17 protein-coding genes, 2 tRNA genes and 1 pseudogene are annotated in these 18,456 nt (G+C 47.9%); 8 read left to right on the plus strand and 12 right to left on the minus strand.

Annotated elements, in window-relative coordinates; all coding sequences use genetic code 11:
- The first annotated feature begins 121 nt into the window (after positions 1-121).
- Positions 122-700 (plus strand): OmpH/Skp family outer membrane protein, encoded by a 579-nt coding sequence (locus tag E4Z61_RS04270; RefSeq protein ID WP_135321681.1) that lies wholly within the window; start codon positions 122-124, stop codon positions 698-700.
- 57 nt (positions 701-757) lie between these two features.
- Positions 758-1,213, plus strand: a complete 456-nt coding sequence (locus E4Z61_RS04275; protein WP_135321682.1) for an OmpH/Skp family outer membrane protein — start codon at positions 758-760, stop codon at positions 1,211-1,213.
- Positions 1,214-1,467: 254 nt separating this feature from the next.
- Here E4Z61_RS04275 and E4Z61_RS04280 read toward each other — a convergent pair.
- From E4Z61_RS04280 to E4Z61_RS04295, 4 genes and pseudogenes are all read right to left on the minus strand, one after another.
- Positions 1,468-1,544, minus strand: a tRNA-Val gene (locus E4Z61_RS04280).
- A 4-nt stretch (positions 1,545-1,548) separates the two neighbouring features.
- Positions 1,549-1,625: transfer RNA gene (locus E4Z61_RS04285), tRNA-Val, on the minus strand.
- Positions 1,626-1,774: 149 nt separating this feature from the next.
- Positions 1,775-2,127, minus strand: a pseudogene (locus E4Z61_RS24035) (site-specific integrase); the annotation flags it as partial.
- A gap of 361 nt (positions 2,128-2,488) precedes the next feature.
- Positions 2,489-3,403, minus strand: coding sequence for a LysR family transcriptional regulator (locus tag E4Z61_RS04295; protein ID WP_135321683.1), 915 nt, complete (start codon positions 3,401-3,403; stop codon positions 2,489-2,491).
- A 100-nt stretch (positions 3,404-3,503) separates the two neighbouring features.
- Between E4Z61_RS04295 and E4Z61_RS04300 the strand changes: the two genes are divergently transcribed.
- Together E4Z61_RS04300 and E4Z61_RS04305 are read left to right on the plus strand one after the other, a co-directional pair.
- The gene (locus tag E4Z61_RS04300) at positions 3,504-4,418 is read left to right on the plus strand and encodes a DMT family transporter (protein WP_135321684.1); all 915 of its coding nucleotides are present in this window, start codon (positions 3,504-3,506) and stop codon (positions 4,416-4,418) included.
- Between the two features lie 233 nt (positions 4,419-4,651).
- Entirely contained in the window at positions 4,652-5,122 is a 471-nt protein-coding gene (locus E4Z61_RS04305) for a GNAT family N-acetyltransferase (RefSeq protein WP_135321685.1), read from the plus strand.
- Positions 5,123-5,351: 229 nt separating this feature from the next.
- Here E4Z61_RS04305 and E4Z61_RS04310 read toward each other — a convergent pair whose 3' ends face one another.
- On the minus strand, positions 5,352-6,497 hold the full coding sequence (locus tag E4Z61_RS04310; RefSeq protein WP_135321686.1) for a multidrug effflux MFS transporter: 1,146 nt from the start codon (positions 6,495-6,497) through the stop codon (positions 5,352-5,354).
- 97 nt (positions 6,498-6,594) lie between these two features.
- Here E4Z61_RS04310 and E4Z61_RS04315 point away from each other — a divergent pair, with 97 nt between their 5' ends.
- Positions 6,595-7,377 carry an AraC family transcriptional regulator gene (locus tag E4Z61_RS04315; protein ID WP_135321687.1) on the plus strand — a complete coding sequence of 261 codons (783 nt, stop codon included), beginning with the start codon at positions 6,595-6,597 and terminating at the stop codon, positions 7,375-7,377.
- Positions 7,378-7,984: 607 nt separating this feature from the next.
- On the plus strand, positions 7,985-9,025 hold the full coding sequence (locus E4Z61_RS04320) for a ParB/Srx family N-terminal domain-containing protein (protein WP_135321688.1): 1,041 nt from the start codon (positions 7,985-7,987) through the stop codon (positions 9,023-9,025).
- A gap of 78 nt (positions 9,026-9,103) precedes the next feature.
- Here E4Z61_RS04320 and E4Z61_RS04325 read toward each other — a convergent pair whose 3' ends face one another.
- Positions 9,104-9,487, minus strand: a complete 384-nt coding sequence (locus E4Z61_RS04325) for a cupin domain-containing protein (protein WP_135321689.1) — start codon at positions 9,485-9,487, stop codon at positions 9,104-9,106.
- Positions 9,488-9,710: 223 nt separating this feature from the next.
- Between E4Z61_RS04325 and E4Z61_RS04330 the strand changes: the two genes are divergently transcribed.
- Positions 9,711-9,896 carry a hypothetical protein gene (locus tag E4Z61_RS04330; protein ID WP_135321690.1) on the plus strand — a complete coding sequence of 62 codons (186 nt, stop codon included), beginning with the start codon at positions 9,711-9,713 and terminating at the stop codon, positions 9,894-9,896.
- Here E4Z61_RS04330 and trpS read toward each other — a convergent pair.
- The 4 genes from trpS to E4Z61_RS04350 form a co-directional block, all read right to left on the minus strand.
- Entirely contained in the window at positions 9,882-10,886 is a 1,005-nt protein-coding gene (trpS, locus tag E4Z61_RS04335) for a tryptophan--tRNA ligase (protein WP_135321691.1), read from the minus strand. The genes E4Z61_RS04330 and trpS overlap by 15 nt on opposite strands.
- Before the next feature lie 318 nt (positions 10,887-11,204).
- Positions 11,205-12,989, minus strand: a complete 1,785-nt coding sequence (locus E4Z61_RS04340; protein ID WP_135321692.1) for a diguanylate cyclase — start codon at positions 12,987-12,989, stop codon at positions 11,205-11,207.
- Between the two features lie 118 nt (positions 12,990-13,107).
- Positions 13,108-14,217 (minus strand): AI-2E family transporter, encoded by a 1,110-nt coding sequence (locus E4Z61_RS04345; RefSeq protein WP_135321693.1) that lies wholly within the window; start codon positions 14,215-14,217, stop codon positions 13,108-13,110.
- A gap of 133 nt (positions 14,218-14,350) precedes the next feature.
- Positions 14,351-15,241 (minus strand): ABC transporter six-transmembrane domain-containing protein, encoded by an 891-nt coding sequence (locus E4Z61_RS04350; protein WP_135321694.1) that lies wholly within the window; start codon positions 15,239-15,241, stop codon positions 14,351-14,353.
- A gap of 99 nt (positions 15,242-15,340) precedes the next feature.
- On the opposite strand from E4Z61_RS04350, the gene E4Z61_RS04355 reads away from it, so the two are divergent.
- On the plus strand, positions 15,341-15,913 hold the full coding sequence (locus E4Z61_RS04355) for a TetR/AcrR family transcriptional regulator (protein ID WP_135321695.1): 573 nt from the start codon (positions 15,341-15,343) through the stop codon (positions 15,911-15,913).
- Between the two features lie 16 nt (positions 15,914-15,929).
- On the opposite strand, the gene E4Z61_RS04360 is transcribed toward E4Z61_RS04355, so the two are convergent.
- Positions 15,930-16,412: a glutathione peroxidase gene (locus tag E4Z61_RS04360; protein ID WP_135321696.1), complete on the minus strand. Its 483-nt coding sequence runs from the start codon at positions 16,410-16,412 to the stop codon at positions 15,930-15,932.
- A gap of 69 nt (positions 16,413-16,481) precedes the next feature.
- Entirely contained in the window at positions 16,482-18,446 is a 1,965-nt protein-coding gene (locus E4Z61_RS04365) for a putative bifunctional diguanylate cyclase/phosphodiesterase (protein ID WP_135321697.1), read from the minus strand.
- Between the last annotated feature and the right edge of the window lie 10 nt (positions 18,447-18,456).

Raw genomic sequence — 18,456 nt, forward strand, 5'->3', positions numbered from 1 at the left:
AAAATAGATCAGTGACACTGTTTTGTTTTTTTAAGGAGCAGAGTATAACTGTCAACAGTTTCTAATGTTTTTTTTGCTATTGTTATTTCCGTAAACTAAATATCTTGAGAGAGAAAGAAGTATGAAAAACATAAAGTTAAGCAGCCTGAAATATATTTCCGCTGTTTGCGTAATGGTTATTGGTTTAAGCGGTTGTGACCAGTTAGGATTGAACCAATCGAAAGTTGTTTATGTAGATATTGCGAAGGTGCTTAACGAGTCATCCATTGGTAAACAGGAAGCTCAACATAATCAAGATATTAAAGATGTATTACTCAAAGCAGAAAGTGATGCAAAAGAAAAATACGCGGCGATGTCAGAAAAACAACAACAGCAAAGCCGTGCCGCTGATAATTTGACGCTTAATCAGGTATGGGTAGCGGAACAGCAGCATAGTCGTGAGGTCAGCCTCAAGGCGATCACCGAGGAAGCCGAAATCTATCGTGTCAGCCACAAAATGGATTATGTCATGGTCAGCACCTCATTGTTGGCAGCAAAAGAGGGGGCAGATATCACCAGTGACCTGATTAAACAACTGGAGAAGAAAAAAGTTAATTATGGTGACTTGCCGAAAATCAGCGTTGCCGATAGCCAGGATAAGAACGTGAAGTCTGATGATGTCCCTCAGGAGGATAAATCAGCGGTTTCAGGTGCACATTAATTAATACCCGGTGCCTGCATTTTTTATATTTATGTTTTGATATTTATAGGTGAGTTTATGTTTAACAAAATTGCATATGTCAATTTAGTCCGCGTTCTTAATGAGTCTACAGTCGGCCAGTCCGAGTTGGTGCGTCTGCAGGAAGTCAAAGAAATCCTGGTAAACGCTGAACAGGCGGCGCAGGGGGCATACCTGGGTATGTCGGATGAAGAAAAAGAGAGAAATCGCGCGGTGGATATCGCGAATATCAACCAGTCATGGGTGATGGAACAACAGAATGCGCGTGCAGCCAGCATCAGAGCCATTCTTAAAGAGGTAGAAGACTACCGGAATAGCAATGAGTTAGGCATGATACTGAACAGCGAATATGTAATTGCTGCACAACAACAATATGATGTGACGGATGACATGATATTACATGTGAAAGACATCACCGTTGAATATGGTGATTTGCCCAGCTTCACTGTGACCCGGAAAGAAGACAGTAACGAAGAGAATGAAACTGAAGCATAACGCGTAATGGCGGGTGCTTCTGATCATTAATCACGTTTTTAAAGTGAATTTATCACACTGAGGTGCAGAGGCATCTCAGTGTTTCTTGCTTTTTGAAATCATAAAATCTGTCGATAAATCATCTAATTCAGAAACAAAGAATATAAATGCTTGATAGATTGAGAGAAAATTAAAGCGAAGTGTTGATTAAATATTGAAAAAAGAAAGGGAAAAACGAATAGTCAAAATCTGCACCATTTCACGAGGCTGTGAAATGGTGCGTCCGAGTGGACTCGAACCACCGACCCCCACCATGTCAAGGTGGTGCTCTAACCAACTGAGCTACGGACGCAGAATGGTGCGTTCAATTGGACTCGAACCAACGACCCCCACCATGTCAAGGTGGTGCTCTAACCAACTGAGCTATGAACGCAACGTTGTAGGTGACAACGGGGACGAATATTAGCGGCACAGACCGAATGAGGCAAGAGGGAAATGGCTTTTTTCTGCATGTTTTCACGCAATTGCAGAGTAATTAAGCAAGTTGATTATATTTTGTTGATTTTACAGCGTGTTTTTTACTCAGGCTGCGCGCTGGGGGCAGAATGAGGGCATTTTGGTTGGCATCCTACTGTTCAGCATGCTTACCTGATCCGCATTCATTTCGCTAATCCACTTCGAATAAACCTCATAAACCATCTTTGCATTCTCATGCCCCATCTGATTGGCAATGAACGATGGGTTAGCTCCTGATGACAGCAGCCAGCATGTGTATGTATGGCGCGATCGATATCTTCCCAAGCGAGCGCACAGGGCTCACCGTGACGCATATCAGTGTGAATCGCCACAATCCATGTGAGTGCAAACCGGCGGGGCAGAGCATTGATGAAAGCCTGATCTTCATGAAGTAGCAGCGGATCGGGATCCCTTTGAGAGGCATGTTCTTTCGCTCAGACGGGTTTTAACTACCCATTCTTCATTGAAGACGATATCTGGCATGGTCTGTATCTCGTGTTTGTCCGCCGAACGTGTACAAAAGCCCAGCGCGCTGGATATGGTCTTATCCGGCGGAGTTTAATCAGGCTGGTGGCGGTAGGACGGGATAGTAGTGGTTAACTGTTATCTGAGAAAATTGATGTAAAAAAAAGCCTGCACGGGCACGGACTCGAACAGGCACAAAGAAGAGATTTTGAACTTATTATAATGAGGCACAAAAATAAGATAGCTACATCTCACCATCTATTAATTGCGGCCATACCATTGAAAAACTTAAGCGTAACCATATTTTTTTCAAACTTAGTTCTTCCCCTCCAGTCTCACAATCAGCGAACGTAGAAAATCCCTTAATCGCTCTGCTGGAATTGACAGTAGTTGTCCGGCGTTGGTGACCACGCCAACGTCCATGTAGGTGATGCAGTCCTCAATAGTCCGCCGAATGACGCGCTGACCGTTTAGCGACCAGGGACGATAAACCAGATCGGATAAGATGGTAATTCCATTCCCCTGGGCAACCAGACTACGAACCGCTTCAAAGGAGTTACTGCGAAAATGGATGTTGGGCTGATAACCTGCCTGTTGCCAGACATTAGTGATCACCGTGGGATATTGATCGGTTTCGAGCATCAAAAAGGGCAGCTTCTCGATATCGCGCAGGTGGATAACTGACTGACTCAACAAAGCATGTCCTGGGGCGATCCACAACTGGCGCAGCGATCGAATAATGGTTTCCACCTCAAGGTCACTGTCGCGCTTAATGTTCGACGTGAGCAGTAGGCAAAAATCAACCTTCTGCTGGCGCAGAGCGATCAGCAGGTCAGGAGCTGTGGCCTCGAAATAGTCGATTTCCAGTAAGGGAAATCGATTTTCAATGTCACATAGCATCTCCGGTAACAGATATGCCGAGAGCGTCTGGGCTATCCCTATCCGAACTTTTCCGGCCGTCGCTTCCGGCTGGCGATGCAAATCTTCCAGGGCGATGTGGCTGCTGCTGATGATCGTGCGGGCATGCGTCAGAAAGCGTTCTCCAGCCAAGGTGAGCCGGATACCTTTTGGCAGTCGCAGAAAGAGCTGTGCATTAAGTGCTTCTTCCAGATTACGCAATGCAACCGTCATGGAGGACTGTGAAACGTGACAACGGCTGGCGGCTTTAGACACTTGCAATGTTTCTGCTAAAGCGATGTAAAATTCAAGTTGCCGTAGGGTAAATTTCATAGTTTAAAACGATACCATCTGAGCAAAACTTTATATTAGCATCTCCATTTCCTTCGAGGTAATGTTCCGGGAACAAAACTGTATTATTGAGGGTGTGGTTATGCCTTATTTATTGCTTACTCTCGCCGCGTGTTTTTGGGGTGGGAATTATGTTGTAGGACATCTGTTAGTCACTCTTGTAGACCCTATTTTATTATCCTCAGCTCGCTGGATATTCACTGCCGTGTTGCTGGTAGCGCTCTATCACAGGCAGATTCGTGGGCAATGGAACTCTATGCAGCGTTCTTTCCACATAATCACATTCCTGGCTTTGTTTGGGCAGGTATTATTTCCGCTGACTCTTTACATTGGTTTGCAATACACATCTTCGCTTAATGCTGCCATTTATTTATCTACGACTCCGGCATTGGTTTTATTAATCAATAAAACGATTTTCAATGAAAAAATTACAGCCCAGAATATCTTCGGGGTTATTATCAGTTCTTTCGGTGTGGTTTGCCTGGTGATGCAGGGTGATTTATGGCACCTGGATACCCTTAAACATCTCAATCGTGGCGATCTGTGGACGATGGGCTCGGCTGCAAGCTGGGCAGTATATTGCGCGTTTCTGCGTATTAAACCTAGTGAAGTGGGAGGAAATGCGTTTGTGGCCGTTAGCGCGATGATAGGTGCTATAGTGCTTCTTCCAATATTGATTTTTTCTATGGCAAAAAATGGCATTCCTCCGCTTGCCGAATTTAGTCACAGCGGTTTAGTTATTGGTCTGCTGTACCTGATTATTTTTCCGTCGTGGCTCTCGTATTTGTTGTGGAATAAAGGCATTCAGGCGATTGGCGCGACGCGTGGAGAAGTGTTTTCTCATTTCATCCCGCTGAGTGGTGGTTTATTCAGCGTGTTGTTTCTCAGTGAACCATTACATTTATATCATCTGGTCAGCGCGTTACTGATTATCTGCGGTATTGCACTCTGCTCAGGCAAATCAGCAAAAAGAGCAACCAACGCTATTGTGTCATAAACCAAACGCACTTCGATAAAAGTCACTTCCGCTTCAGGCTCAGAGCTGGCAGAACCGTTGATTGTCAGCTCTGTAATGAACGAAGGGCGAAGTTGCGCAGTTGTTTTCACATCTGATGAAGGCATTACTTAAAGGGTGGTGGGGTAGTCAACGGGGAGCAGGTCAGAGAAGAGGACGCCCTGCTTCACAAAAAAATGGTATTGTTCTACAAACAACTCTCCTAACGAGGTTTTATGAAAATCAGAAGGTTCAGTAATGGGGATGAAACTGCGTTATTCAGAGTCTTTTTATCATCTGTACATACCATCGCATCACACTACTACACACATGAACAAATAGAGGCCTGGGCTCCACGAGATATCGACCCGGAACAATGGGCCAATCATATGAAGGAGCTGCGCCCCTTTGTTGTTGAAGTGGATGGTGAAATAGCTGGATATGCAGATGTTCAGCCAAATGGGTACATTGACCATTTCTTTGTCTCGGGAACCTACCCTAGACAGGGAGTTGGGACACTACTGATGAATTACATTCATGAAGAAGCTAGACAACTTGGAATTGGTGAACTTACTTCAAATGTAAGTAAGGCTGCGGAAGAGTTTTTTCTACGACACGGCTTTCATGTAGTGGAACGAGGTTTTCCTGTCCGCCGCGGCGTGACACTACAAAATGCACTAATGCGGAAATATTTGGCGAAACAATAGAAAACTGGCTGAAGGGAAGTATTGAAATGTTGTTTAACTATACTTGGCACAGTGGACTGGTTAGCGTTCTCAAAGCTTGAATTTTAGTTCCCTATGTCACGCGGTTTTGCTTGTTGCCGGATATCAACTCTTGAACAAACATCAGTGCTGTTACCCGTAAATTCAACACAACGCGGCAAACAAATTTGCGAGTCAAGGCGTCGGCTATTAAGAGCCTGGCTAACTATCATCACATAGTGGCTAATTCTGATACGCGAAGGGGTTTACATAACCAGGCTGTTAGCGCGCAGGCTGTGAGAACAAGCCCCAACTGTTGTACCAGACCAGCGACTCCCAGCATCACACCTAGCAGTAAATAGTAGGTCAATCCGAATAATGCTCCAGCAGTTCCTGCCTGCTCCCGATAGTGACGTAGAGCATTGCTCAGTATATTAGGTATCGCAATCCCATAGGCGACGACAACTCCGGTAACAGGCATTAAAATCCATGGCGAACTCTGTAAGCTCCATGCGACAAGACTGGATAACAGGGCCAAACTACAAGCATGACGAACCAATTGCACAGGTTCCAAGCCTGTGGCCAGTAACTTCCGGTTCAGAAGACTTCCAGATAGCGAGGCAACCGCCAGTAGTAATCCCGTCCACCCAAATGCTCTGGCTCCCCAACCCAACTGCTCGAAAAGAAAAGGTGCCAGGCTGTAATAACTGAAGATCATCGCATTGAACAGTGAAACCAGCATTGCATTTCGCCAAAGCGAACTGTCACACGCCATGCGGACAGCCAGACAGCCCATACGAGGTGTGATTGTATTTAACGGCCGTGTTTCCGGCAGCATAAAGGCAGTAAGTACCAGCAGCAATATCGCCAGCAACGACAGTGCAATAAATACCCCAATATGACCGTAAATACTCACAATCCAGCCCCCGCTCACCAAACCAAACACCGGACTGACTGCCAGTGCAGCCCCCATGATAGAAAATACGCGAGCCAGGTTCGTGGATTCATAACTGTCCCGTAACATAGTCTGCACCACGACAGATCCTGCAGCAGCGCCCAGAGCTGACAACATGCGAGCCAATAACAACATATTAAAATCTGTAGCAACTATTGCCATCACGGCTCCTGACCCATAGCAGGTCAGGCCAAACATCATGGCAAGACGTCTACCAATGCGATCACTCAACCAACCCCATAGTGCTACACCAATAGCAAAGGCGACAAAGTAAACTGAAAGTGTCTGAGCGGTACGTTCACTGCTCACGTTGAATGTAAGAGCAATGTTTGGTAACGCCGGGCTGTAGATCGTTTCCACGAGTTGCGGAAACATGATCAGCAGAGTTAGCAACCACAGTGGTGGCCGGTTAATAGTATTCATAGCGATGCTTCAATAATGAGGGAATAGATACCATTATTGCGGAAAGGAAGTGGTCACATTACAATCATAAGGACTAAATATATAAAATATCGGACAAATGGCTAAAATTAATCCGGATCAATTTTTTGACGCAGATAGCTTCGATACCCCAGTAATCGGTATTGCAGCCGATCTGGGGCTGCATGATTCTGGTCGACACAGCCACCGTCGCCATCAATTGCTATTTTCTGCTGCGGGTTGTATCACTATTGAGCTGGAAAAAACCTTATGCCTACTTCCGCCGCGTCGTGCTGCCTGGATCCCCGCAGGCACTGTTCATCGTGCCATGATGCGTGGCGTTATGGCTTACCGCTCGCTGTATTTTTCAACTACGTTGCCATTTCCTGATATGCCATTACAGGTCGTAGCTGTAAATCCTCTCTTTTACGAAGTCATTGAACGGATGGCATTTTGGTCATGGGACATGCCTGCGAGTCAACAGACCAGCCTGATCACCGTATTTAGTGAAGAGCTACACACAGCGCGTAGTGAGAACTGGAGTTTACAGTTTCCCTCAGATCCGCGTCTGTGCTCATGGCTGGACAGCGTGCGCAGGGGCGAATTACCTCCACGACTGAGCCAACTGGCGCATCGAGTTGGTGCATGCGAGCGCACGATTAGTCGAATTTTTATCAGAGATACGGGGATGAATTATCAGAGCTGGCGACAACAATGGCGATTGTTGAAGGCAATGGAATTGGTTGCTGATGGAGCTAATATAAATCAAATTGCGCAGCAACTGGAATTTGTCAGCGACAGTGCATTCATCGCATTTTTCCGTCAGCATACAGGTATAACACCAAAACATTATTCAAATAAGGCGCGAACCGGAGGTAAGTAGAACACGTTCAATATTAAATAATGACTCACTTCTATTTTACATTACGTACTTTCCATCTAAACAAGACCGTTTCGTTAAGAGGTAAGTACTGTCCGATTTAAAAGAAACCTTAGCATGGAATATTTCCGTTTTCCAGGCAGCCCCAAAGGCAACTTCCGCTTCTGGCACATAGCAGTCATAAGAGGGGGGCACTGTTTTTTACGTGAGATTTGATTAGTTGAAGGTCATAAGTACGGATGATCAAATCGGTGATGAGAATGTCATGTGCAAAAGGCAGGCATACAACAACTCGAAGACTGAACAATGTGCGATGGCTCGAAATGGGCTGCGGGAGTATGTACATGGATCTGCGCGGTTATGGCGCGGTTTTACCATACTTGAGGGCGTGATTTTGGGGGCAAATTTGGGGACATTTTTAGGAGCAGGGACATAAAAAGGGACATGCAGCGTGTTTTTTACTCAGGTTGTGCGCTGGGGCATAATGGGGCGCTCTTGTACCCACAATCTTGAGTCAGTGATGCGAGCGTGATACCCAAAGACTCAGGGTAACTCGCTGAACTATTGTGAAGTGGTTAGAATAAAGACATGTTTCTCAGGGATGATGATAATGGCTGAATATTGGTGGAAAGACCTGTTTGTTCGCGATAATTATTGGCAAGGCCTTGAGCTAACGCTCCAGGAAAGCCCGAAAAAAACGCAGGCACTGGAAATGCTCAGTGGGCGTAATGGACGAATGGCACTGCAGGCCGGCGCAGAGACACTATTCTGGGCGTCGATGCTGGAAGACCATTCGGGGGCCTGGGTGGTATTTAATACAGATCATTCGGGTAGTCAGGGATTATTGCCCGCAGTGACATCTGAAAATATCGAACAGATAAAAGGCAAAGGGGAAGAAGTCTGGACCCGCGAATGGTGTCGTTACTTTTTGCGTCAATTGATGCAGGCACCCGTGCCACTGTTGTCACCTCGCCGCTGGCTGCTAAGTCCGATGGTTCTGAGCCCACGTTCATCGCCTCGTCCATTGCACTCGTCTGTGCCTGTAAAAGAGTGGCGCTTTGATTCACCTGAAAGTGTTGGCAACGTAGGCTACCGCTGGACGCTGTATGGTGAAGATTTTCCAGATCTTGTGCATCCGCATAAGGTCAGGTTGGCCGACTGGTGGTGGGGAAATGATCTTCTGCTAGGGCGATATCCGATCAACGCGGATGCCGGAAGATTGAAATGGTGGCGTAAAAAATGTCGCGAAGGGACGTTGCCGCCAATACTGCTCAGATATATCGGCGGATTGGGATCGTTTGTGATTCTGGATGGGCATTACCGTTTACATGCGGCGATAACTGAAGAGATCCCACCCTCATTTTTGGTGATAAGTGAGCTGAATGAACGCGTAATCTCTGGCGATCCTGTGCACCAGGAACGAATCCTTCGGGCGCTGGAAAAGCAACTGCGCAATAACACCGAAGCGGGTATTCATGCCATCAACCAGACACTGATTAATCTCTACGACACACGTTACTTCTACTCCTCAACCCATAGTCGGGCTATTCTGGGGGAGGGGGTGCGTTGGGCTCAGGAATTGGATGGTTTTTTGCAAAAACATCATCTGGAAGAGTATCGAGAAAAAATAGTTAATCGGGTTAACGGTTAATAGCGTCAGGTTGTAAAACGTCTTTGATAACTTGCTCTGCAAGTCCCGAATGTCGCGAGCATCCGGGGCTTTTTGGCATCATGGCGAGTCGTTACAGTCGGTATCTTTATGTCTGGCCCAGTCGACCATGCCCTGGAAGTCGACAATGATCACCGACTCATCCCCGACGACCCAGGCATCATGCCCTGGAGGGATGCGTGACAGATCTCCGGGGCGGCAATCAAATTCACTGCCATCGTCCATTTTTATTCGCAGCACTCCGGCAACGTGATATTGAAAATGCGGGGCTTCACAACTCTTTGTTCCCGCTATCGATTGGATCGATGTTGCCCATCGCCAGCCGGGCTCCAACACTGCACGTCCGACGATCGCACCGCCGATATTGAGCAGTTCTAACCGTCCATTCGCAAACTCGCGAACCTCGTCCGGAATATCGAATGATTTCACATCTGCTTTGTCCATTGCGCACCTCCTTAGCTTGATTTCGCGCATGGCTGCACTTCAATTATATCAGTCTGGTTGTTTTTTGTTCTATTTCGGCTCGGCGAACTTTGTTGTAGAAGGCTCATATTCAATATGGCAACAGGACGTGCGAGCAGACCGGGTTTAAGCTGTGCCCGGATTAGCGTAAAATATTGGCCTTCTGCCGTCACGATACTGACTAACTCAACCAAGTGAATTTTTGATGAAAAACAACCATGCGCTCTCCCTGATGTGTTTTCAGATGCTGGAATCTGGTGCAAATCGCCGTACGGTGAAAAGGGCCCTGACATCCCGTCGCGTAAAGGGACGCCAGGCTGTGGTACTGCTCTGCAAGCAAGAGATGGCGCTGCTGAGAAGCGGAAAATTGCGCTTGTCAGAAAACGGGTAAGCCCAGCCCGTGCTTCACTTCCCTTAATGTCTTCTGCGTGACGTCGTGCGCCCGCTCACTCCCTTTTTGCAACAGCGCCATCAACATGCCTTTATCCTGAATGTAGGTTGCACGACGTTCGCGCATGGGCGCAATGAGTTCTTGTAAACAAAGCTCCAGCTCGTTTTTGCAGGTTTTATCCCCTAATCCACCTTGCTGGTAGTTTGCTTTCATCTCTGCGACTTTTGTTTTATTCGTGTGAAATGCGTCCAGATAGGTGAACACCATGTTGCCGGTGATCTGCCCTGGATCGGTTACTTTCAAATGGTGAGGATCGGTGTACATTGCGCTGACTGCGCGATGAATGCTCTCTTCGCTGGCCGAAAGGAGTAACGTATTGCCGAGCGATTTCGACATTTTGGCGTTACCGTCGATACCCGGGAGGCGGCTGGTTTCGCTCAGCATGGCTTTACAATGGTGTAACACAGGCGTGGGCAACAGACTGTTAATTTTATGTACGATTTCATTCGTTTGTTCAATCATCGGCAACTGATCGTCGCCAACGGGAACCACTTTCGCTTTGAAGGCAGTAATATCTGCCGCCTGGCTGATGGGATAAACCAGAAAACCGACCGGCAGCGAACGAGCAAAGCCTTTCTGCACAATTTCATTTTTCACCGTAGGGTTGCGCTCCACGCGCGCCACAGTAACGATGTTCATATAAAGTGCCGTTAGCTCAGCAAGGGCCGGCAGTGCAGACTGTAAACAGATTGTCGTGAGTGACGGATCAATTCCTGCGGCGAGATAATCGGCGAGAACTTCGGGGATGTTGTCGCGTATTTTTTGCGGATTGCTGCCGTTATCGGTGAGACCCTGAAGATCAGCGACCAGCACAAACTGTTGATAATCGTGTTGCAGGGCAACGCGCTGGCGCAGCGAGCCAACAAAGTGGCCGAGATGCAGCGGACCGGTTGGACGATCGCCAGTAAGAATAATGGTTTTGTTGTTCATGTAAGACTCCTTAAGTAGCAAACCGAAAGGGGCCTTTGAAATGCAAATAACCGCCTTTCGGCGGTTATTTAAAATGAGGAAAACACATTCAAGCCGCCTTCAAGAAGGCAGCCACCACAGGTTGTGATTAAAACTGTTTACATTGTGTTTTGTATTCATTTGATGAACATATCATGGTGTGGTGAAGAGGTAAAGCCATGTCAGCCTTGAACGCCTGCTGCTCAGATGTCGTGGCAACCATGCCACGACAACGCGCAACTTCGTATTTTTTATGCTGCTGTGTGCAGTAACATCCGAGACGAACCATCGTGTCAGCGTTTAACTCGCTTCCAGCATACCAAAGCTCACAATACGCGAACGGCCCAACTCTTTTGCGCGATACAGAGCCACGTCTGCGGCACGCAGCAGGTTATCGCTCTGGGCGTGCTGCGGGTAGCTGGCCACACCAATAGACACATCAATATGGCTGATGTCCGATGCCCCAAAGCGCAGCGTGAGCTCGTGTACGCCGTTGTAGATGTCCGTCGCCACGTAGCTAGCTTCTTCTTCACCCATGCCGCTGAGCAGTACCAGAAACTCTTCGCCACCGTAGCGGAAGGCCATACCACTGTCGCGCACGGCGCGCTGAATAATGGCGGCAACGCCCTTGATCACACCGTCGCCCGCTTCGTGACCGAAACGGTCGTTGATATCTTTGAAGTGATCGATATCAATCATCAGGCAACTGATCGGTTCGTGATTATGTATCGCCTGACCCATCTGGGTGCGTAAGGAGTCGTCCAGATGATGACGATTGCGCAGGCCGGTCAGTGGATCGTAGAGCGCTTTTTCCAGTAACGCATCGCGCAGACGCTGGTTGGCTAGTGCCAGGCCGAGCGCTTCTGCCATCAGCTCAAGATACGCACGGGAAGGCGCGGTGTCATCGCTGAGATTCTGAAATGAGAGCAGGCCGATAGCCTCACCCTGAGCAATCAGCGGAACGCACAGCGTGTGATCCAGGCATGATTCCGGCAGATGGTAACAGGCGATATCCGGCTCGCCGTGGACCGGGGGATGACTCTGCCCGCGACGCACGGCCCAGCATTCATCCGGGTGGAATGCGTCCGCTTTTCCCTGCGGTGAAAGCCATTTGGCGACACAGCGCATTTGCCACGGGTCCCGGTCAAGAATGTAAAGCCGTCCAGCGACGCCGGGGGCGATATTCGGCGCGAACAGTTGTGCAACATTGATCACGTCAGCAAAGTTCTCGCAGCCTTGTAAACGCTGAGTCATCCGCGCCAGCAGTTCACGTATCGCCCAGTCGGCATCACGCTCTTTTTCCAGCCGCTGTCGTACCAGGCCGTTCTCGCGGAAAATGCGGATAGCCTGCGCCATATCGCCGATTTCATCAATCTGGTTAAAGTTAGGTGTTTCAACAGCGTAATCCTGCGAGGCGAGTCGGTGAACGACGTCACTCAGGCGTACAACGGGGCGCAGCACGCGGCGTTTTAAAATAAAGCCGAGGACGAACAAAAACAGCAGAGCCGTTAGCCCGACCATAACTTCGGACAGCGTGCGCAGCATGCGGGACGTCTGCGTGGCGTCCTCAATGGCGTTGCGTACGCGACTGTCGAGCATCTGGCGGAAATGGTCTATCTTGTCCTGCGCCCGCTCAAGTTCCTGTTCATACGGTTTGCCGAAGAGCAGGGTGATAGCTTGAGCCTGTTCCCCACGCGAGAGGCTTGCGAGTGCGGTCTCTTGTTCGTTCTGGAGCGCATCAACAATTTGCAATCCTTCGTGCAACAGTGCCAATTCTTCACCCGTTGCACCAGTGTCTTTCAGTTTCGTCAGCCGGTGCTCAACGGCTTTCAGCGAGGCTTCTTTTTGTTGATAGGATTGAAGCGCGTCAGGATCTTTACTGACAACGTACAGGCGTGCCAGATCGGACAGCGACCAGGCATCGATTTCCACTTCTTCGGTTAGTTGATCGAATGTATAGCGCTGCTCTACGGCCTGGCGTTCGGTGTTATCGGCGCTGGACGCCATCAGCATGATCACGCCAGAAGCGATAGTCAGGCATACCGTCGCGCTGTAGGCCCAGTTTGTTATTGTGGCTATTCGCACCTGTTTGTTCCTTTTGCGACGATTAATGAATGTGCATGATTGAAATTATAGGGAATGTATGATTTTGCGCGAAAATAAAAAAGGCGACCTGCAGTCGCCCTTTGTTATCGTCATGCCTTTATAAATCTGGAGGATTTTTTCCCTCTTCCATGAAAGCTTTATCTATCTCTTCCACATTACCGGCATGATCGCGCCCGGAAAACAGGTTCCAGCTGGCAAGAAACAGCGCTGCAATCAACGGTCCAATCACAAACCCATTGATGCCATAAATCTCCATTCCACCGAGGGTGCTAATCAAAATCAGGTAATCCGGCATTTTGGTGTCTTTACCCACCAGCAATGGGCGCAGAATGTTGTCCACCAGACCAACGATAATCACGAAGAATCCGACGATAAACAGTCCCTGCCACACCTGCTGCGTGGCAAAAAGGAAAATCGCTGCCGGCACCCAGACAATAGCCGAACCCACAGCAGGCACCAGCGAGAGAAATGCCATCAGTGCGCCCCATAGCACGCTACCGTCAATATCCACAATGGCAAAAGCAATACCGCCGAGCGTGCCCTGAACCACCGCGACCACCGCTGTACCTTTTACCGTGGCCCGCGTAACACCAACAAATTTGGCAAACAAGTGCTGTTTGGCGAAATCGGTAAGTGGTAAGGAATCCAGAATCTGACGTACCAAGTACGGCCCGTCTTTCAGCAGGAAGAACAACAGATACAGCATGATGCCAAAGCTGATGGCAAAACCGAATGTCCCTTTACCGATCAGGAACGCGCTACCGGCGAGATACTGTCCTCCCTGTAATGCGATGTCGGAAAGTTTTTGCTGGATCTGCGCAACGTTATCCAGATTGTGATCCGTAAGGAACCCTCTGGCCCAGTCAGGAAGGTACGACAGGATCGCGGTGACCACTTCCGGAAACTGCGTGTTGTTCTGTTGCAGCTTGGTGTACACCACGTTCAGTTCAATCGCCAGCGACGACAGGATCACCATCAGAGGGATAAAGACAATCAGGCAGATAATGCCGATGGTAATAAGCGATGCCAGCCCGTTGCGATCGCCCAGCGCGCTGCGCAGTTTGTTTTTCACCGGATTAAAAATGGTGGTTAATATCGCGGCCCACAAAATGGCGGAAAAGTAGGGGGACAGCACATCAAAGAATGCCCAGGTAACAAGGGCGAGGATGAAAATGAAGAAACCTTTGGTCAGTCCGTTAAAGCGCATCAGGGGATCCTGTAAATAAGAAGCAGTCCCGACTATAGAACTGTTGAGGGGATTTACCAACCTGCAACTGTTGTGGTGTCAGGACGCGTTGAGCTAAACGGACGTTGTTTCGCTGTGCGTAGGCCGCAGTGTATTAATGTCCGGTATTGACTCTTTTACCAATATCTTTGAGTTGGGAATACTTTTCCAACAGCTGTGGAGCGTCATCAAGGCTCATGGCAAACATCCACATATACGTCATAACCGAGTATATGTGACCAGCATCAGCACCTCCGCCCAGCGTCATGATGAGGATCGTCATACCAAATAACAGGGCAACCACGATGCCAATGGACAGATAGCCAAGCGCTTCACGGTCGGACAGACAAATACGCAGCCGGGACAATAGACGGTAATGCCTGCCGAGCGGAGAGGGAGACGCGTTGTTCACCATGGCTATCTCTTTTTCAAGCCGATTATTCAGACGCAAGAAAAGCGCTTCGTTCTTTCGCGTATAACCACTCAGGAACAGTGAAAAGAATGCAAGAATGGCAATGCAGGCAATTCCCGTCCAGAACTCAATAGCCAGCAGCATTATTGCGGCCCCCAGAATAGAAGCGATAGATGTGATCAGCGCAGGCAGATGCTTTTCAAAAAAATCGACGAACTCCCGGGAAAGCGCGACTCGTGCAGCAATGGTAGACGTATTCTGATTGTCCCGACGTTGCGCAAGAATAACGGGAACGGCCAGCTCAGCATAGATCCGGGTAAATGTTCGGGTATCAACACTGCGGCGGGCAGCCCCAATGGCCCACATAATAAATACCACAACGGCATAAAAAACAGCGTGTAAGGCATTACCCGCAATAATCGCATTAATAGCAAATCCAGCCATTAGCGGGTACAACAGGTACGTCAGGTTCTCGGCAACCACGAGAAGAAAAGTGACCAGGAGTTTTTTACTGTGACGGCGGGCCAGGGATTTAAGTGTGCCAACCGCACTGTATACGGTCGCAGATTTTTCGTGATTATTCAGGCTTATCATTATTTGTGATTCTGTTAAAATTAATAATTGAGCGGTTGCTCAATTATTGAATGATGAGTGTATTTGAGCAATTGCTCAAAGTCAATGCAGGTTGGGCTGATGAAAAAAAAGACAGAAGAACTGAAAACACGGATTCTGGATGGCGCAGTGGCGCTGTTTATTGAAAAAGGGATAGAAAAGGTGACGACTCGGGAGTTAACTGAACATCTCGGTCTTTCGCGCAGCCACATCTATCACTACTTTAAGGATTGGCAGTCACTGTGTCTCGCCGCGCTGGGGCGATACATGGAGAAAGAGCTGGAAGAGTTAACCGAGTCTTTAACCGGTCGTGAATCCCACGAAAAGTTGAGCGTGATTATCAAATATTATCTTCCTGAAGGTCCGGATGCCGTCTGGCAGCTTTATGATTCCTTGTGGCGCCTCGCGAGTCATGACGTGGCCTATGCCGAGCTTGCAGATCGCAATATGAATTGCTGGATGGAAATGATAGTCGGGATAATTCGTGAAGGCGTAGAGATGAAAGCGTTCCGGGCGGTTGATGCTGAACGTGTCACGCGCCAGTTCGTTGCCATGCTTAACGGCTACTCAGAGAACCTTATTATTCACCCTTCACCGGAAAAATGTCAGTTGGCCAACGACGATTTACACGACTTTATCGGGCATATGTTGTAAACCAGTCCGCATATTCTTAGATTTCAAGCGCAGCAAGAATTGCGCTTTCCATTTTCTCTGGCGTGGTGAACGGTGCAAAACGCTTGAGCGGTTTACCGTCGCGCCCGATTAGAAACTTAGTGAAGTTCCACTTGATTCGCCCACCCAGCACGCCGGGCAATTCGTGTTTCAGGTAACGAAACACTGGGTGCGTAGCTGCGCCATTAACCTCAACTTTCTCGAACATCGGGAAGCTTACTCCGTAGTTGATGTGACAGGTCTGCGCGATTTCCTCTGTGCCGCCGGGTTCCTGATTACCGAACTGGTTGCAGGGGAAGCCAAGTACCACCAGACCCTGTGGGGCGTATTTCTTGTAGAGTGCTTCCAGGCCTGCGTATTGTGGCGTGAAGCCACAATGGCTGGCGGTATTCACCACCAGAACCAGTTTACCAGCGTAGTCGGCCATAGAGATGGGCAGGCCACGCAGACTGGTGGCGGTAAGTTGATGAAAGTGGGTCATATTGGGATCCTCAGAGCAGTATCTGTTTGACGTCGAAGGCACTGATGGCATGAGCCTGGTAGCAGGCCTTCATGGCATCGCGCCTCTGCTGTTTATTCGTACGATTTGACCGTATCTTATTTCCCCATCGACGCAGGGTTGTGGTTTACCAAACAGATACCCTTGTGCGAAATCGCAGCCGAGTGCCTGAAGACTTTCCAGTTGTTCCTGCGTTTCAACACCTTCTGCAACCGCCTTCATGTTAAGGGATTTCGCCATACCGGTGATGAGTTTTATGATATTAAGGGCGTCTTCCTGCGTAGAGATCGAATGCACAAAGGACTTGTCTATTTTGATTTTATCGAAGGCAAGCCTACTCAGTCGTGAAAGGGAAGAGTATCCAGTACCAAAATCATCGATGGAGATTTTTACGCCCTGAGATCTGAGCTTGTTAAGTGTATTCAGCGGCGTAGTGCTCTCAGTAAAGAGAGAGGATTCAGTCACTTCCAGTTCAAGACGGTCAGCCGGAAGTCCTGTCTCTTTCAGAATGGACAGGACTATTCCGGCGAAGGCTTTGCTGCTTAGCTGGACAGGAGAAACATTGACTGAAATCTTAACCGGAACCGCCCAGGAAGCCGCTTCCCTGCAGGCAATTTCGAGCACAGATTTCCCCATTTCGTTAATCATTCCTGTTTTTTCAGCAACAGGAATAAAGGTGTCCGGCGACAAGAGGCCCTTTAGGGGATGTATCCAACGAATAAGGGCTTCATAGCTGTAAATTTCCCGGCTGAAAGAATCGACAATAGGCTGGTAATAAACCACGAATTCTTTATTCACTAACGCCATTGCCATATCATGCTCAAGGGTTCTGCTTTCTTGCAGCTTGTCTAACATTCGTTGCCGGAAGACTTTTATCTTACCAGAGCCTTCACTTTTGGCTTCATAAAGTGCCAGATCGGCAAATTTATAAAGATAGTCGGATCGGCGTTCAGTTTCCGAGATAACAATGCCAACACAGGTGGTTATGTTTATAATCGTGTTATAAATGGTGTAGGGCTGGTTGATAAAATTACATATTTTTTGGGCTCGCGAAACAGCATGACTTTCTGTCAGACCACTCGAGAGAAACGCAAACTCATCGCCACCTAAGCGGTAAAGCGTATCTGAAGCAAGGCTCATCGAAATCAGGCGATGGGATATCTGGCGTAATAACATATCACCGGCATCATGGCCATACGTATCATTTACCTCCTTGAATCGATCTAAATCAAACAACATCACAGTCACAGAGTTGTTATTCTTTTCTGCTATCTCGATTGTTTTATTTAAATTCCCCCAGAAAAACTGGCGGTTATTCATCTCGGTAAGAGAGTCATGGTAGACATCATATTCCAGTTTTGCATTCTGGACTTGCAATTTCTCTTTGGATTTCTGGAGTGCTTCAGCAAGATTCTTAACCTGAAGATGCGCCCGCAGAATATTTCTGTTCTGATAAAAAATCAGAACACCCAGTATTGCACTCAGTATTATCAGCAGTACAGACGTCGCTGAGTAAATATAATACAGAGTTTGAATTTTGATGTTAGCGTTATTAATCGAGTTAACATCTTTGTTTAACGCACCGGATGAAAGACGACCCAGTGGCGAATCCAGCGTATGCATTGTTTTCAGGTATGTCTGGAGTTCTGAACGGTTCATTTTCTCTAAGTGAACATCCAGATAATTAAGGGTCTTTTCAAGTTTTACAGCCAGCTCACGATGCGCTTTATTGCTTTCTATAAAACGCCCTAAATCACCTTCTTTCATTACATCACTCTGGCTGAGCATAATGTCGAGACGCAGGCGTACATCATCGAGCTTCATCGTATCATCGATAGTGTAAAGACCAAGCCATGACTCGAATCGGTAATATTCAGATACCATTTGTGCAGCAGACCATGAATCGGTGTAATGAGTCAGTTTCTGTAACTCTTGTTGCCTTTCATGCACAAGGAAAGAGATATATCCGGTAGATATAAAAAGAAAAAATATAATTCCAGCCAGTATTCTGTTCATGATGTTCCTC

The organism is Citrobacter tructae, from assembly GCF_004684345.1.
GTDB classification, from domain to species: Bacteria; Pseudomonadota; Gammaproteobacteria; order Enterobacterales; family Enterobacteriaceae; genus Citrobacter; species Citrobacter tructae.

Bases quoted from the DNA above. Each gene is read 5' to 3' on its own strand.
- E4Z61_RS04305 (WP_135321685.1), top strand. From the start codon at position 4,652: ATGAAAATCAGAAGGTTCAGTAATGGGGATGAAACTGCGTTATTCAGA.
- E4Z61_RS04355 (WP_135321695.1), top strand. From the start codon at position 15,341: ATGAAAAAAAAGACAGAAGAACTGAAAACACGGATTCTGGATGGCGCA.
- E4Z61_RS04300 (WP_135321684.1), top strand. From the start codon at position 3,504: ATGCCTTATTTATTGCTTACTCTCGCCGCGTGTTTTTGGGGTGGGAAT.
- trpS (WP_135321691.1), bottom strand. From the start codon at position 10,886: ATGAACAACAAAACCATTATTCTTACTGGCGATCGTCCAACCGGTCCG.
- E4Z61_RS04325 (WP_135321689.1), bottom strand. From the start codon at position 9,487: ATGGACAAAGCAGATGTGAAATCATTCGATATTCCGGACGAGGTTCGC.
- E4Z61_RS04365 (WP_135321697.1), bottom strand. From the start codon at position 18,446: ATGAACAGAATACTGGCTGGAATTATATTTTTTCTTTTTATATCTACC.
- E4Z61_RS04270 (WP_135321681.1), top strand. From the start codon at position 122: ATGAAAAACATAAAGTTAAGCAGCCTGAAATATATTTCCGCTGTTTGC.
- E4Z61_RS04360 (WP_135321696.1), bottom strand. From the start codon at position 16,412: ATGACCCACTTTCATCAACTTACCGCCACCAGTCTGCGTGGCCTGCCC.
- E4Z61_RS04295 (WP_135321683.1), bottom strand. From the start codon at position 3,403: ATGAAATTTACCCTACGGCAACTTGAATTTTACATCGCTTTAGCAGAA.
- E4Z61_RS04315 (WP_135321687.1), top strand. From the start codon at position 6,595: ATGGCTAAAATTAATCCGGATCAATTTTTTGACGCAGATAGCTTCGAT.
- E4Z61_RS04275 (WP_135321682.1), top strand. From the start codon at position 758: ATGTTTAACAAAATTGCATATGTCAATTTAGTCCGCGTTCTTAATGAG.
- E4Z61_RS04330 (WP_135321690.1), top strand. From the start codon at position 9,711: ATGAAAAACAACCATGCGCTCTCCCTGATGTGTTTTCAGATGCTGGAA.
- E4Z61_RS04320 (WP_135321688.1), top strand. From the start codon at position 7,985: ATGGCTGAATATTGGTGGAAAGACCTGTTTGTTCGCGATAATTATTGG.
- E4Z61_RS04350 (WP_135321694.1), bottom strand. From the start codon at position 15,241: ATGATAAGCCTGAATAATCACGAAAAATCTGCGACCGTATACAGTGCG.
- E4Z61_RS04310 (WP_135321686.1), bottom strand. From the start codon at position 6,497: ATGAATACTATTAACCGGCCACCACTGTGGTTGCTAACTCTGCTGATC.
- E4Z61_RS04345 (WP_135321693.1), bottom strand. From the start codon at position 14,217: ATGCGCTTTAACGGACTGACCAAAGGTTTCTTCATTTTCATCCTCGCC.